This window comes from Burkholderia sp. Bp8984, assembly GCF_003853755.1.
In the GTDB taxonomy this organism is placed as follows: domain Bacteria; phylum Pseudomonadota; class Gammaproteobacteria; order Burkholderiales; family Burkholderiaceae; genus Burkholderia.
The window spans coordinates 214109-227991 of record NZ_QTQN01000007.1 but is presented as its reverse complement, the minus strand read 5'-3'; the positions used below and the strand labels follow the sequence as shown (position 1 = coordinate 227991).

Below are 13883 nucleotides of genomic sequence, written 5' to 3'. Positions count from 1 at the left end.
ATGTTCGTCGTGACCGGCATCAGTTCGGCATTGAACATGCTCCGCGTGAACGCCGATCCGCCGAAGGGCTGGACGGTAGTTGCGGATGCCCCGGCGCTTGACGAACCTTTCCCGCCGAAGGCCTTGCGATTCGGCAAGTCAGTCGAGACTAGGGACGGCGACGCGATCAGCGACTTCAACGAAGGCAACGATCCGCCGGCCGCGTGGCGCGATGCGAGCAAGACCGATGCCGAAAAGCAAGCCGACGACCCCTACGACCAGTACAAGGCAAAGAACGAGGACAGCGTCGCCCAAGGTACGGCCGCAACGGAAGCTGGACAACGTTACGAGGACCGCGCGCTGATGCGCATGGAAGCGCGCCGGACGTTGAACACCGAATGGCTCGATCGCGACGGCCACGTGATCGGCGAGGACGGCAAGAGCGCGATGCCCGAAGGCTACAAGGAATGGCGCGACCAGCAGATTGTCGATTGGCTCGATCGCGGCACGACCAACAGCCCGACGAATCACTCAACGACGATGACCAACCCCGAGCATGCCGAAAAGGCGCTTGCGTATGACGTTGCGGTGGGCCTGTGCTACATCACGCCCGAACAACTCTACGACTTGCGCATCGAGGCGGATTGGAGGATGGGAGATGGGATTCCCGATACTAACCCGAACAAAAAGTACGGCAAGTACTTTGACTCCGGAAATCTTGATCGAATGCCGATGCACGAATGGGTACATGCCAATAACAGTGAAGGCAAGATTCCTGATGCGATCACGGACGAGCGTGAAGGTGAGTTCTATCTGAAGGTCGGGGGTGTCGTATGAAGACGCTGATTGCTACATGGAAACGACGTGTGGCCATTGCTGTTTCAGTATGGCTAGTCGCCACCGTTCTCATGATCACGATGATGGCGCACATAGAACAGCCCGACCCGGGACATTTGGAAATAGGAGATTGGATGAAACGCTTCATTGTTGTACCTGGCCTGGCTGCGATCATGGTGTTTCTCTTCACCACGGCTATGACGCGCCCGGCACAAGCCGCCTCGGTTAAAGAGCCTGCCGTGAAGACAGCACCAGTGGCAGAAGAGCAGGTCAAGCCATTCGTTGCGCAAGTCGTCGGCCTAATCTGGTTGAATCCGCTGCAACGCATGGACTATCCGACCGAATGGCAATTGTTGTGGACGCAAGGACTTGCCGCACCGAACAAGGATGATGACATGGTGCGCACGAAGCCCGAAAAGTTCTCGTCCCTCCGATCGATCGGTGCACTCGTCTACGGCAACCGCGGAACGGAGACGTTCAAGGGCTTCTATCACAAGTACGTCAGAAAATTTCTCTTGTTGCCGCGCTCTCGCTATTTTGCGAATGCAAAATATTTCTACACCGTAAAATCCGAAAACACCAAAGATTGGCGCGAGCTTGCCGGAACACATATCGAGTTCGCGTTACCTCCAAGGCTCGATCCGATCGAAGCGAAGACGTACTTGACCAATGAGTTCGTCGAATGCTTCGAAATTGGCCCGCCATCACCGAAGACGCTTTGGAGCCGCGACACGCCTCCCGACGTGCAAATCACCCAAGGCGGCGCAAACGCCGGCTTCACATCGCTGAACAACGCGCTGGACTACTTGCAGGCGAACCCCGACAAGACCGTATGGGCAATGAACTGGGACGCTCCTAACTTCCCGCCCACGGATGCACAGATCAACGAAAACCTCGTCGTGCTGTTCCTCGCCGGCCCGAACTTCAACACCGAGCGCGAGCCGCTCGCCTGGATCGGCAAGGCCGCAACCGGCAACACGCACGATTTTTCACGGAAGGTCGGCACGACACGCGCCGTGCAGGCGTGGAAAGCCACGATCGATGAAGCAGCACGCAATGCCGGCGTCGCGGTCACTGACCTGAATTACATCGTCCACGACGCAGGTGTACCCAGCGACGCAGCGTCGTCACGCGTTGTCTCGCTCGCGCAGACCTTGACCGAAACCCTTCCTGAATATGACCACAGAAGTCAGACGTTCAACACGGCAGCACTCCTCGGCGACATGGGAACCGGCAGCGCATTGACCGACGTCGCACTCGCAATCGGCCGAATCAACCACTTTGGCGGCAATGCCTTGGTCGCCGGCACGACCGACCCCGAGCACCCCGTCGCCGTCGTCGTCAGACCACCGTCGAAGCTCACTCCGATCGATCCGGACCAAGACTGGTTCCGCGCACGCGGTGGAAACAACGCGTACCTCCCTTGGTGGGGGCGTCGACACGACACCGATTACGGCATGCAGGGCTATTCGTGGTGACGTAAGGCAGCGCTGTGGCGTGATTGCTTTGCTTGCGGATTCGCGACGTGTCGGAACGCGATCGACTGGACACATGACCGGTCGACAGTTCCAACGGGTCTGGCTTCGAGATGCCGCCAACCGCGACGCCGAACGGAAGCGGATTCAGCGGTTGGCCGTGTTGAGGTACGCGCCACTCCCGCCCTCCGGCGCGACACGCGCGGAAGGGCGGGGCAGGACCCCGGCCGTCAAGCCGGCAACGCGAACCGCGTAACGGCGTCGCGCAGCGCTTCGGCCTGGTCGCGCAGCGAATGCGCGGCCGCCGCGGCTTCCTCGACGAGTGCCGCGTTCTGCTGCGTGACCTGATCCATCTCGCCTACCGCACGGTTGACCTGCTCGATGCCCGCGCTCTGCTCGCGCGATGCATGACTGATCTCGTCGAGGATCTCGTTCACGCGCCGCACCGACTGCACGATCTCGGCCATCGTCTCGCCCGCGTTCGTGACGAGCGTCGCGCCGTGCTCGACGGTTTCGTTTGATGACTCGATGAGCGACTTGATCTCCTTCGCTGCCGTGGCCGAGCGTTGCGCGAGCGAGCGCACCTCGGCCGCGACCACCGCGAAGCCGCGGCCCTGTTCGCCCGCGCGCGCCGCTTCGACGGCCGCGTTCAGCGCGAGGATGTTGGTCTGGAACGCGATTCCGTCGATCACGCCGATGATGTCGCCGATCTTGTGCGAGCGGTCGGTGATCTCGTTCATCGTGCGCACGACATCGTCGACCACCTCGCTGCCGCGCGTCGCGACTTGCGCGGCCTGACCGGCGAGCGTGGCGGCCTGCGCGGCGCTGTCCGCGTTCTGCTTCACGTTCGCGGTCATCTGATCCATGCTCGACGCGGTCTGCACGAGCGCGGCCGCCTGTTCTTCGGTGCGCTGCGACAGGTCGGTGTTGCCCGACGCGATCTCGCTCGCGCCGACGTTGATGTTCTCCGTGCCCATCCGCACGCGCGACACCATGTCGATCAGTCCGCTCTGCATCGTGTGCAGCGCATGCAGCAGGCTGCCGCGGTCGTCATGCTTGACGTTCACGCGCGCGGTCAGGTCGCCCTGTGCGATGCGCCGCGCGGCGTCGAGCGCCACTTCGAGTTCGCCGCCGAGGTTCGCGCGCACGCTTTTCAGCACGAGCACCATCACGGCGGTCGCGATCGCGCCGAGCACGGCCGTCATCGCGAGCCAGCGGCCGACGCTCGCGAGCACGGCCGACCGCACGTCGTCCATGTACATGCCCGTCACGAGATACCAGTCCCACGGCGCGAAGCGCTGCACCGCACTGGTCTTGTCCTGCGGCTTGTCGGCACCCGGCTTCGGCCACAGATACTCGACGAAACCCTTGCCGCCTTCCATGTTGCCGGCCTTCACGATCTCGACGAACAGATGCTTGCCGCTCGGATCCGCGAAATTCGACACGTCCTTGCCGTTGAGCTCGCTCTTGATCGGATGCATCACGATCACCGGCTTCGAATCGTTGATCGAGATGTAGCCGTCGGTGCCGTAGCGCATCGCGGCGATCGCCTCGAGCGCCTTCTGCTTCGCGTCGGCCTCCGGCAATGCATTCTGTTGCGACAGCTTGTAGTAGTGGTCGGCGACGTTCGTCGCCTGCGCGACCAGCGACGCAAGCTGATCGCGGCGGTCCGTGATCATCGACGCGCGCGTCTGCCACGCGCCGATGCCGGCGATCACGAGCAGACCGAGCCACAGAATGACGATCATCGAGGCGAGTTTCTGATTCAGGGAAAGGGTGCGCATGGGTAGTGAGGTCGGTCGGTCGAACAGGCGCGCCGGAACGGCGTGACGGGATAACTCGTTGACGGCATGCAACGAACGTTGCCGTAGGCGGGAAATCCCTTAGAAACGGCAGCGGCCCGATACCGGTGAGCGCGGTGCGGGCATCTATGCATATACATATTCGGCGTCGCTATACTGTCGGGCGATGGCGCGCCGTGCCCGACGGTCGGGCGCACGGCGGCGAACGAACCTGAAAGGAGGCAACGATGCGAATTCTGGTGGTGGGGGCCGGCGCGGTCGGCGGATACTTCGGCGGCCGGCTCGCGGCGGCGGGGCGCGACGTGACGTTCCTGGTGCGCGACGGCCGCGCGGCCGCGCTCGCGCGCGACGGGCTCCTGATTCGCAGCCCGCGCGGCGACCTGACGCTCGCGAACGTGCAGACGGTGCGCGCGAGCGACACGGCCGGGCCGTTCGACCTGGTGCTGCTGAGCTGCAAGGCCTATAGCCTCGACGATGCTATTGCATCGTTCGCGCCATTCGTCGGGCCGTCGACGCTGATCCTGCCGATGCTCAACGGGATGCGCCACCTCGACGTGCTGCGCGAACGGTTCGGTGCCGCGCAGGTGCTCGGCGGCCTGTGCGTGATCGCGGCGACGCTCGATCGCGAACAGCGGGTCGTGCACCTGAACGACACGGCAGGGCTGTCGTTCGGCGAACTCGCCGGCGGCGAATCGGCGCGCGTGCGCGCGGTGGCCGACGTGCTCGGCGGCGCGGGCTTCGATGCGACGCTCAGCGACGACATCGCCTCGCGGATGTGGGACAAGTGGGTGTTCCTCGCGACGCTCGCGGCGAGCACGTCGCTGTTTCGCGGTTCGATCGGCGACATTCTGGCCGCGCCGGACGGCCGCCGCCTGCTCGAGACGATGCTCGACGAATGCAGCGCGATCGCCGCGCACAACGGTTACCGGCCCGATCCCGCCGCGGTCGAGCGGATGCAACGGATGGTGCTGACGCCGTCGCCGCTGACCGCGTCGATGCTGCGCGACGTCGAAAATCGCGCGCGGGTCGAAGCCGATCACGTGATCGGCGACCTGCTCGCGCGCCGAGACCCGCAGGCGGCGGATGCGTTGTCGCTGCTGCGGATCGCGTACAACCACCTCAAGACGTACGAGGTGCGCGTAGCGCGGGAAGGCGCGGCGGCGTAGCCGCGGCAGCGGCCGTGTCGTTTGTCAGGGCGAGTGCCGGAGCAGGCCTGATGGCGCGGGCGGATGCCGGCTAGACAGGATCCTTGCTTGGCGGTCCGTTGGGTTGCTGCGGATTGTCGTGAGGATGCCCCGGTGGCGGCGGTGACAGCGGATCGTCTTCCGGATCGCGGTTCGGGTCGGCCGGGGGCTCGGGCATCGGGGTCGTGTGGTCCATGGGGAACTCGCGCAAGGCGTGACGGCGGTGGCGCGGCGGGCGCGTCTCGTCTCCGTTATAGGCAATCGGACGGCTGTTTGCCGGGGGATTCTCGCGGCGGCATGCGGATTGCCGGCGACAGGCGAGCCGCTGCAGGTATCGCGCCGGATCGCGCGCAAACAGCGCCACGATGCGGGTGCGGCCGGCGCGCGCCGCGGTCAGCGCAGATCGGCGGGCGTATCGACGTCGCGCAGGATGCCGGGATCGTCGACCTCGAGCAGGTTCACCGGCGCGCTGGCGAACAGCGCGCGGGCGCCCGTATCGCCGTCCAGCGCGGCGAGCGCCTCGTAGTGGTGCGCGGCAAAGCCGACCGGATGGCCGCGCACGCCGCGGTGCACGGGGGCGACGATCGATGCATCGTCGGCGTCGAGGGCGCGTGTGACCGCTTCGTAGGTGGACGCAGCGATCCACGGCATGTCGCCGAGCGCGACCAGCCAGCCGGGCGCGTCCGGCGAGGTGCGAACACCGGCTGCCAGGCTCGCGCCCATGCCGCGCATCGCGTCGGGCGCATAGACGACCTGGCAGCCGGCGTCGTTCAGCAAAATCGCGAGTTTTTCGGCGCCGGGACGCACGACGGCGATCACCTCGGCCGTGGCCGCCGCCAGATGACGGGCGGCGGCGACCGCAACCGGCGTGCCGTCGGGAAGCCGCGCGAGCAGCTTGCTGTGCAGACCGCTTGGGTCGAAGCGTTGACCGAGACCGCCGGCGAGCAGGACGCCGGTGGCGAGTGACGCATAGGACATCGGCGCGGGGGGAGGGAAGGCAGGTGGCCCGATTGTGCGGGAGCGGGCGGGGATCGGCAAGTGCGGATGTTACCGACGCGGGGGCGTTGTCGTCGGAAAGAATGTCGGCGGGCGCGTTCGTCGAGCATGGTTTCCTCGACGGGGCCGTTTATGGAGTGCGATTCTCGTTACATCACGGTTCAATCGCGGTCGCTGAACGGCCAATGCCGCTAGTCCGACGGGTAATACGTGAAGCGGGTGCGAGGTAAAACCTCGATCGGTCATGGACGGCTTCGCGTGATCGCCGTCATCGGTTCCGTCAGACGAATCGTCTGTCGAGTGGCATGCGGATGTGTCGGTGTTGCGATTCGGCCGACGTGCCCATGACCGTCACCAAAGTGTCTTGACGTGCGCGTATGCACGGATCTTTTCGTCACGGGTGACGAGCGGCGCACCGAGCCGGCGCGCAGTCGCGACGATCATGCGGTCGGCTGGATCCTTGTGAAAAGTGCCGGGCAGCGCGGTGGACCTCGCGGCGATGTCGGCGTCGACCGGCACGAAGCGCATGCCGTCGATTTGCGCGACCGTCGCGAGCCACGCATCGACGTCCATCGTCAATGCGAGGCGCTCGTTGCGCACCAGCATCGCGATTTCCCATGCGGAGATCGCGGACGCAGCGAGTGCGCCCTCGCCGCGCGCGCGATCGATCGCGCTTCGCGCCTTCTTGCTGAGCGACGGATCGCCCGCCACCCACCACACCAATGCATGCGTATCCAGCACGATCACCGCGACGCCTCCCAGTCATCTTCCGCAATCGGATCGAGAGGATTGTCGTAGCGCATGACCGAGCCGCGCAATATGTCCAACGGCTGAGCCTCGCGTGCGTGATACGGCCGGATCTCGAGCGTTGGCTTGCCGTGGTCGGTGACGATCAGGCTTTCTCCCGACGCCTCGACGAGCCGGAAGTATTCGAGCGCGCGAGCCTTGAATTCGGATTTCGATACGGGAGCGTGCGGCATCATGATATGAGCATGGTCATTTGACGATGGTCATTTTAGTTGTCGAGATGAAGTGGTGCAAGTAGCGTAGTCGGCCTTCCTGGCCGAGTGGGGCGGCGCTGGGCGAGTTGCCGCCCTACGCATCCGCCCATTTCCTCAACAGGTTGTGATAAATCCCCGTCAGGGAAATGACCATCGGATCCTTCGCGCCTTTTTCCGCGGAAAGCGCCTGAATCTGCGTATCGAGCTGAAACAGCAGCGTGCGGTCGCCATCGTCGCGCACCATGCTCTGGATCCAGAAGAACGACGCGACGCGCTCGCCGCGCGTGACCGGCGTGACGTGATGCAGGCTCGACGCCGGATACAGCACGAGATCGCCGGCCGGCAGCTTCGCGCGATGCACGCCGTACGTATCTTCCACGCACAGCTCGCCGCCGTCGTACGCGTCCGGTTCCTCCAGAAACAGCGTCGCCGACAGATCGCTGCGCACGCGGAAATCCGTGCCGCGCAGCAGCCGGATCGCGTTGTCGACGTGCGTGCCGAACGTCTCGCCGCCTTCATAGCGATTGAACAGCGGCGGAAACACCTTCAGCGGCAGCGCCGCCGAAAAGAACAGCGCATGCCGGGCCAGCGCATCCTGGATCGCATCGCCCGCCGCGCGCGCGACCGGCGAGCCTTCCGGCAACTGCCGGTTGCGTTTCGCGAGCGCCGACTGCGCGCCGGACGTCGCGTTGCCGTCGACCCAGTCGGCGGCACCGAGCATCTCGCGGCATCGCGCGACCTGTGCCTTGGTCAACACGCCGGGGATATGAAGCATCATGATTCGGATTCCATGCCGTGTGACGGCAACTGCATCGCCGCCGCGCGCAACGCATCGAGCGGCGACGACGCGAGATAGGCGCGCATCTTCGCGACGAACGCGGGGGTAGCGGTGGCCGGCACGCGCGCGAGCCAGACGAGGGCTTCGTCGACGCGCCCGCGCTCGGCGAGCAGTCGCGCATGGTTGAACTGGCCGCGAAAGTCGCCGGCCTCGGCGGCGCGCCGATAGTGGTCGAACGCGGCGTCGGCATCGGCGGTCACGACCCAGCCGTCCTCGTAGAACCCGCCAATCAGGTTGATCGATTTCGCATGGCCGAGCGCGGCCGCGCGGCGAAACCAGTCGAGCGCGGCCGCGCGATCCTCGTCGATGCCGTTGCCGAGCGCGAGCGCCGTCGCGTAGTTGTACATGCCCCAGTCGAGCCCGGCCTGCGCGGCGAGCCGATACCAGTACACGGCCACCGGCGCGCATGCCGCCGTCCCCCAGCCGAACTCGTAACAGCGGCCGAGCATGTTCATCGCCATCGGGTGACCGGCCCGCGCCGCGTGCCGGAACCAGCCGCATGCGGCGGCCGGATCGCGCGCGACGCCGTGCCCGTCGAGCAGGTACTGGCCGTAGACGGCCTGCGCGTCGACGATCCCGTTATCGGCGGCCGCCGCGACCCACGCGGCGGCGCGCTCGGGCGGCCCGGCCAGAATGTCGGCGAACGCGCGCGGCGACACTGACGCGAGCGCCTTCAGCGAGACGGTTTCCATCGATCAGTAGCGTGCGTTCAGCGTGACGAACGCCGAGCGGCCCGGCGCGATCGACGCATAGTGCGCCGGATACGCCTGATCGAAGTACGTGCGGTTGAACAAGTTGTTCACGTTCAGCTGCAGGTCGAGCTTCTTGTTGATCCGGTATTGCGCCATCGCGTCGAAGCGCCAGTACGACGGCACCGCACGCAGGTTCGCGGGATCGCCGAACACTTCCGACATGTAGAACGCGCCGCCGCCGACAGTGAACTTCGGCGTCACGTCGTAGTTCGACCACATCGTCAGGCTGTGCTTCGGCGTATTCGGGAAGCGGTTGCCGTCGTTCGCTGCATCCTTGCCGTTGTCGCGCAGCTCGCTCTTCATGTACGTATAGCCGCCGAACACCTGCCACTGCTTCGTGATCTGCCCGGCGACGCCGAGTTCGAGACCCTGCACGCGCTTGTTGCCGACCATCGCGTACTGGTTGTTCGGCAGCGTCACGCGCGCATTCGTCGTGTCGATCTGGAACAGCGCGGCGGTCAGCGACAGCTTGTCGTTCAGCACGTTCCACTTCGTGCCGAGCTCGATGCTGCGGTTCTTCTCGGGGGCCATCTGATCGGCGTTCGGGCCGACGCCGCCGCGGCCCGGCGTGAGCGACTGCGTTTCGCTGCCTTCGCCGAGCAGCATGCCGGCCGGCGTCGACGACGTCGCATACGACGCGTAGATGCTGCCGTTCCGCGCGGGCTTGAACACGAGGCCGGCCTGCCAGTTGAAGAGCGTGTCGTCGCGCGTGTAGGTCTTGCCGCCGTTGGCCTTGGTGTCGGTGAAGCGGGTCGAGTAATCGTCGACGCGCACGCCGGCGTTCACCTGCCAGCGCGGCGTGAGCTCGATCGTGTCGAAGCCGTAGATCGACTTGGTCGTGGTGCGTGCATGCGCATAGTCGTTGTTGCGCGTGACGGAGCCGGCCCACGGATCGTTCGGATCAGGCGACCACAGGCTCGTGCAGTTGTAGCCGGACGGCGCGCCGATGCCTTTCTGGCAGATGGTGCCCTTGTCGGTCGCGACCGTGTACGAATCGCGCTTGCCCCATTCGCGCGTCAGCTCGATGCCGGTCGTGAAGCTGTGCTTGAACGGGCCGGTGCGGAATTCGCCGAACAGTTCGGTCAGGTTCGCGAGGCTGTTGATCGAGCTGTCGCAGTTGTTGTTGCGGCGCCAGACACGGCCGTTGACCACGTTGCCCTGGCTGTCGTCGGGCTGCGTCCAGATGTAGTCCTGCGTCGATTCCGTGTAGCGCGTGGTGTTGCGCACCGTCAGATTCGACGTGATGTCGTGCTCGATCTTGATCGTGCTGATGTCCGAGGTGGTCTTGCGGAAGTCGCGGTCGATCAGGCCGTAGAAGTTGTGACGGTCGACCGGCGCCGGATAGATCGTGTCGACGTTCGCGGGCTTGTTCGACGTCGTGTAGAAGTACGGAATGCCGCCGTCGGGCATGTCGTCGGTCGACAGGTGGTAGTAGCTCGCGGTCACGCGCGTCGGCGTGCCGAGGCCGAACGCGATCGACGGCGCGACGCCCCAGCGCTCGTTGTTGACGGCGTCGCGGCCGGCGACGTCGTTGTTGTGGCTCATCAGGTTCAGGCGGAACGCGGCGTGATCGGCGAACTGCCAGTTGCCGTCGGCGGTGAAGCGGCGGTAGCGGTCGGTGCCGAGGCCCGCGCTCGCGGCGGCCGTCGTGCCGAGGTGCGGCGCCTTCGTGATCAGGTTGATGCTGCCGCCCGCGCCGCCGCGGCCGCCGTACGCGCCGTCGGAGCCCTTGGTGATCTCGACGCGTTCCGTGTTGAAGATCTCGCGCGTGGTCGCGCCCGTGTCGCGCATCCCGTCGACGAACATGCTGCCCTGCGTGTCGTAGCCGCGGATGAACGGGCGGTCGCCGAGCGGGTTGCCGCCTTCGCCGGCGCCGAACGTGATGCCGGGCACGGTGCGCAGCGCTTCGGTCAGCGTCGCCGCGCCGCTGTTCCGGATCAGTTCCTGCGGGATCACGGTCACCGACTTCGGCGTGTCGACGAGCGGCGCGGTGAATTTCGCGGATGCGGAAAAGTCGGCCTTGTAGCTGTGCTCGGCCTTGCCCTGGACCTCGATCGGCGCGAGATGGCCTTCGGTGCCGACCGGGGCGGATGGCGGCGTGCCGTCGGCGAACGCCGGGCTCGCGGCGAGTACGCTGCACAGGGTGGTGAATTTGCCGAGCTTCTGCTCGTCAGGACGGGACTTCATGGTGCGCTTCGACCTCGCAGTATGGCCCCGGGAACGACGCGCTACGGAAATGTGCATGCCGCCCGGAATTATTACGATTTGTTTTCAGGCGGCATTCTATGTAATTTCTTTTTAAATGAGAAGCGTTCCTGTTCGCATTTGCGAGGAGAATGTTGACGAATGTGGCGGAGGGCTGCCGAGCGCGTGGGGGCCGCGGCGATGGCCGAATGGCCGAGTGGGAAAGGCGTGTCGGGCGATTTACAGTGATCGGGTCTTCACTCGTCCAAAATGACAGCAAGGTGATAATATGACTGCATTGAAAGCAAATGTAGTGAGGCGCATCATGCCTGTGATCACTGTTAGAAACCTGCCCGACGAGGTGCATCGCGCGCTTCGAATCCGTGCTGCACAACATGGCCGCAGTACCGAGGCCGAGGTGCGCGATATCCTCGAGCAGGCCGTTCGGCCCGGCGGACGTCCCAGGCTGGGAACGCTGCTGGCGGAGATCGGGAGAGAGGCCGGCGGCATCGATTTCGAGGTTCAGCGCGATCAATCGCCAACCGATCCGATGAGCTTCGAATGATTCTGGTCGATACCAACGTCATTTCGGAGCCGCTGCGACGCGAACCGAGCGCGGCCGTGATCGAATGGCTCGACGCGCAAAACGTCGAGACGCTGTTTCTTGCCGCGATCAGTCTGGCCGAGATGCGATTCGGCGTGGCCGCGTTGCCGGAGGGGCGCAGGCGAGACTGGCTGCACCAAAACATCGAGCAACGCGTCGTGCCGTTGTTTCGCGGGCGGATTCTGCCGTTCGACGATGCGGCCAGTGACGCATATGCGAGCCTACGCGGGAAGGCGCGCGCCCTGGGGCACACGATGGCGCCTGCCGATGGCTTCATCGCTGCAACCGCCGCAGCCAACGGGTTGATCGTGGCTACGCGCGACGTCGCACCGTTCGAAGCAGCGGGCCTGCGCGTGATCGATCCGTGGGCTCGCTAACTTCCGGCCGGTCGCCTCGATATCACCCGCGCCGAAAATGAAAACGCGCCGTGCAAGGCGGCGCGTCGTGCGTTGCTTCGGCGCGCGGCGCTCGATCTTCAGCAATCTCGAGTCTGGCCGCGCGACACTGGATGCGGGTCAATCGATTCCGTGAAACACCGCATCCTCCGGCCCGAGGTACGCCGGCGGGCGCCACGTCGCATCGCGCATCGAATGCTGGACGAGATTCTCGACGCCGAGCAGCACCGCGAAGATCGCCATCCGCACCGGAATGCCGTTGTCGGTCTGCCGGAAGATCGCGAGTCGCGGATCGCGGTTCAAGTCGACCGACAGGTCGTTCGCGCCGGGCCGGCTGTCGCGCGGCAGCGGGTGCATGATCAGCGTTTCGGGCTTGCAGACGGAGTCGACGAGCGCCTGGTTGATCTGGAAATCCGGCGTATAGCCCTCGAACGACTCGTCGGTGAAGCGCTCCTTCTGGATCCGCGTCGCATAGACGACGTCCGCGCCGCGCAGCCCGCCCGCGAGGTCGTTCGTCTGCTCGATCACGTGGCCGTTCGTCGCAATCTGGTCGATGATGTACGCGGGCATTTCGAGCGTCGGCGGCGACACGAGCGTGAACTTCAGTCCGCGGTACAGCGCGAGCAGCTTGACGAGCGAATGCACGGTACGGCCGTATTTCAGGTCGCCGACGAGCGCGATATGCGCGCCGTCGACGATCTTGCCGAGCCGCGAGAACTCGCGCTGGATCGTATAGAGATCGAGGAGTGCCTGGCTCGGGTGCTCGCCCGGGCCGTCGCCGCCGTTGATCACCGGCAGGTTGGTCGCGCGCGCGAATTCGGCTACCGAGCCTTTCTCCGGGTGGCGGATCACGAGTGCGTCGACGTAGCCGGCCATCACGCGGCTCGTGTCGTAGATCGATTCGCCCTTGGCCATCGACGAGAACGTGAAACCGGTCGTGTCGCACACCGAGCCGCCGAGCCGGCAAAAGGCCGCGCCGAACGACACGCGCGTGCGCGTGCTGGCTTCGAAGAACAGGTTGCCGAGCACCGCGCCCTCGAGCACGCGCGAGATCTTGTGGCGGCGCGCGATCGGCTGCATCACGTCGGCGACGCGGAACAGCGCCTCGACCGAGTCGCGCGAGAACTGGTCCACCGAGATCAACTGCGGCTTGCCTTCGAACAGGAATTGCTTTGCGAGCTCCTGTTTGTCTACGCTTTGCGTATAGTCTCCGCCGTCCGGTGCCGAGCGCTCGACGATTTCCGACACGAAGCGTTCGACGATCTCGGGCATCCCGCGCGATTCCTGCGAGTCGTCGGGCAACAGCCACGTGTCGAGCGCGCGGCGGCTCACGCCGATGCGGTTCGCGAACGCTTCGCGGGTCATGTTGAGGCGGCGCATCGCGTCGCGCAGGAAGGCTTGCTGGGGAACGGTCATCGGGGGCACCTGATGGGAATATACGCGGTGCGTATATTAGTTCGCGCGCCGACGAAGTCAAGGAAAATCTGTGCGACCGGCCGTGTCGTGCTCGGGCGCTGGCGCGGTCGGCACTGGCGCACGGCGGCCGTCTCCGTATAATCAGGTCAGGCCCCGTGTCCTGCACGCCGCAGGGCACCACGCCGCATACGATTCGCCCGGTCGGGCATGTTGACTCGAAGGAGAATGAGCATGACGCGTACGATTGCTGCAGTGCTGCTGGTGGTGACCGCCGCGCTCGCCGGTTGCAATACCGTTGCAGGCATGGGGCAGGACATTTCGAAGGGTGGCCAGGCAATCAGCGATACGGCTGAGAAGGCCAAATAAGCTGCCGGGTTCCGGAATGCAGAAGGCGCCGGGCCGTCCCGCGATTGCGGGGCG

General features: G+C 65.2%; 13 protein-coding genes and 1 pseudogene. 6 read left to right on the top strand and 8 right to left on the bottom strand.

All coding sequences use genetic code 11. The features are described from left to right. Positions 1 to 816 (top strand): annotated as a pseudogene (locus DID98_RS10500) (hypothetical protein); the annotation flags it as partial. After that, complete coding sequence (locus tag DID98_RS10495; RefSeq protein ID WP_260426320.1) at positions 813 to 2294, top strand: virulence factor; 1482 nt, start codon at positions 813 to 815, stop codon at positions 2292 to 2294. The pseudogene DID98_RS10500 and the gene DID98_RS10495, both read left to right, overlap by 4 nt. 227 nt (positions 2295 to 2521) lie before the next feature. On the opposite strand, the gene DID98_RS10490 is transcribed toward DID98_RS10495, so the two are convergent. Then, positions 2522 to 4075 carry a methyl-accepting chemotaxis protein gene (locus DID98_RS10490; protein ID WP_124489075.1) on the bottom strand — a complete coding sequence of 518 codons (1554 nt, stop codon included), beginning with the start codon at positions 4073 to 4075 and terminating at the stop codon, positions 2522 to 2524. Between the two features lie 245 nt (positions 4076 to 4320). On the opposite strand from DID98_RS10490, the gene panE reads away from it, so the two are divergent. Further along, on the top strand, positions 4321 to 5259 hold the full coding sequence (gene panE / locus DID98_RS10485) for a 2-dehydropantoate 2-reductase (protein ID WP_124523667.1): 939 nt from the start codon (positions 4321 to 4323) through the stop codon (positions 5257 to 5259). 411 nt (positions 5260 to 5670) lie between these two features. Here the strand turns inward: panE and DID98_RS10480 are convergent, their stop codons facing one another. From DID98_RS10480 to DID98_RS10455, 6 genes are all read right to left on the bottom strand, one after another. Continuing rightward, positions 5671 to 6255, bottom strand: a complete 585-nt coding sequence (locus DID98_RS10480; RefSeq protein ID WP_124523732.1) for an NTP transferase domain-containing protein — start codon at positions 6253 to 6255, stop codon at positions 5671 to 5673. Positions 6256 to 6624: 369 nt separating this feature from the next. Continuing rightward, positions 6625 to 7020, bottom strand: a complete 396-nt coding sequence (locus DID98_RS10475) for a type II toxin-antitoxin system VapC family toxin (RefSeq protein WP_044846647.1) — start codon at positions 7018 to 7020, stop codon at positions 6625 to 6627. Next, positions 7017 to 7256: a type II toxin-antitoxin system Phd/YefM family antitoxin gene (locus DID98_RS10470; RefSeq protein ID WP_011659184.1), complete on the bottom strand. Its 240-nt coding sequence runs from the start codon at positions 7254 to 7256 to the stop codon at positions 7017 to 7019. Before DID98_RS10470 ends, DID98_RS10475 begins: the two co-directional genes overlap by 4 nt. 112 nt (positions 7257 to 7368) lie before the next feature. Beyond that, positions 7369 to 8052 carry a Fe2+-dependent dioxygenase gene (locus DID98_RS10465; protein WP_124523669.1) on the bottom strand — a complete coding sequence of 228 codons (684 nt, stop codon included), beginning with the start codon at positions 8050 to 8052 and terminating at the stop codon, positions 7369 to 7371. Continuing rightward, complete coding sequence (locus DID98_RS10460) at positions 8049 to 8804, bottom strand: tetratricopeptide repeat protein (RefSeq protein WP_124489071.1); 756 nt, start codon at positions 8802 to 8804, stop codon at positions 8049 to 8051. The genes DID98_RS10465 and DID98_RS10460 overlap by 4 nt, the downstream gene beginning before the upstream one ends. A 3-nt stretch (positions 8805 to 8807) precedes the next feature. Further along, entirely contained in the window at positions 8808 to 11051 is a 2244-nt protein-coding gene (locus DID98_RS10455; protein WP_124523671.1) for a TonB-dependent siderophore receptor, read from the bottom strand. A 322-nt stretch (positions 11052 to 11373) separates the two neighbouring features. Here DID98_RS10455 and DID98_RS10450 point away from each other — a divergent pair, with 322 nt between their 5' ends. Then, positions 11374 to 11613 (top strand): FitA-like ribbon-helix-helix domain-containing protein, encoded by a 240-nt coding sequence (locus DID98_RS10450; protein WP_124523734.1) that lies wholly within the window; start codon positions 11374 to 11376, stop codon positions 11611 to 11613. After that, positions 11610 to 12029, top strand: a complete 420-nt coding sequence (locus DID98_RS10445; protein WP_124523672.1) for a type II toxin-antitoxin system VapC family toxin — start codon at positions 11610 to 11612, stop codon at positions 12027 to 12029. Before DID98_RS10450 ends, DID98_RS10445 begins: the two co-directional genes overlap by 4 nt. A 138-nt stretch (positions 12030 to 12167) precedes the next feature. Here DID98_RS10445 and DID98_RS10440 read toward each other — a convergent pair whose 3' ends face one another. Then, positions 12168 to 13463, bottom strand: a complete 1296-nt coding sequence (locus DID98_RS10440) for an aspartate carbamoyltransferase (RefSeq protein ID WP_124523674.1) — start codon at positions 13461 to 13463, stop codon at positions 12168 to 12170. A gap of 231 nt (positions 13464 to 13694) precedes the next feature. Here DID98_RS10440 and DID98_RS10435 point away from each other — a divergent pair, with 231 nt between their 5' ends. Further along, a complete protein-coding gene (locus tag DID98_RS10435) occupies positions 13695 to 13829 on the top strand; it encodes an entericidin A/B family lipoprotein (RefSeq protein WP_059449563.1) in 135 nt (44 codons plus the stop codon). Positions 13830 to 13883: the final 54 nt, after the last annotated feature.

Bases quoted from the DNA above. Each gene is read 5' to 3' on its own strand.
- DID98_RS10495 (WP_260426320.1), top strand. From the start codon at position 813: ATGAAGACGCTGATTGCTACATGGAAACGACGTGTGGCCATTGCTGTT.
- DID98_RS10490 (WP_124489075.1), bottom strand. From the start codon at position 4,075: ATGCGCACCCTTTCCCTGAATCAGAAACTCGCCTCGATGATCGTCATT.
- panE (WP_124523667.1), top strand. From the start codon at position 4,321: ATGCGAATTCTGGTGGTGGGGGCCGGCGCGGTCGGCGGATACTTCGGC.
- DID98_RS10480 (WP_124523732.1), bottom strand. From the start codon at position 6,255: ATGTCCTATGCGTCACTCGCCACCGGCGTCCTGCTCGCCGGCGGTCTC.
- DID98_RS10470 (WP_011659184.1), bottom strand. From the start codon at position 7,256: ATGATGCCGCACGCTCCCGTATCGAAATCCGAATTCAAGGCTCGCGCG.
- DID98_RS10465 (WP_124523669.1), bottom strand. From the start codon at position 8,052: ATGATGCTTCATATCCCCGGCGTGTTGACCAAGGCACAGGTCGCGCGA.
- DID98_RS10460 (WP_124489071.1), bottom strand. From the start codon at position 8,804: ATGGAAACCGTCTCGCTGAAGGCGCTCGCGTCAGTGTCGCCGCGCGCG.
- DID98_RS10455 (WP_124523671.1), bottom strand. From the start codon at position 11,051: ATGAAGTCCCGTCCTGACGAGCAGAAGCTCGGCAAATTCACCACCCTG.
- DID98_RS10450 (WP_124523734.1), top strand. From the start codon at position 11,374: ATGCCTGTGATCACTGTTAGAAACCTGCCCGACGAGGTGCATCGCGCG.
- DID98_RS10445 (WP_124523672.1), top strand. From the start codon at position 11,610: ATGATTCTGGTCGATACCAACGTCATTTCGGAGCCGCTGCGACGCGAA.
- DID98_RS10440 (WP_124523674.1), bottom strand. From the start codon at position 13,463: ATGACCGTTCCCCAGCAAGCCTTCCTGCGCGACGCGATGCGCCGCCTC.
- DID98_RS10435 (WP_059449563.1), top strand. From the start codon at position 13,695: ATGACGCGTACGATTGCTGCAGTGCTGCTGGTGGTGACCGCCGCGCTC.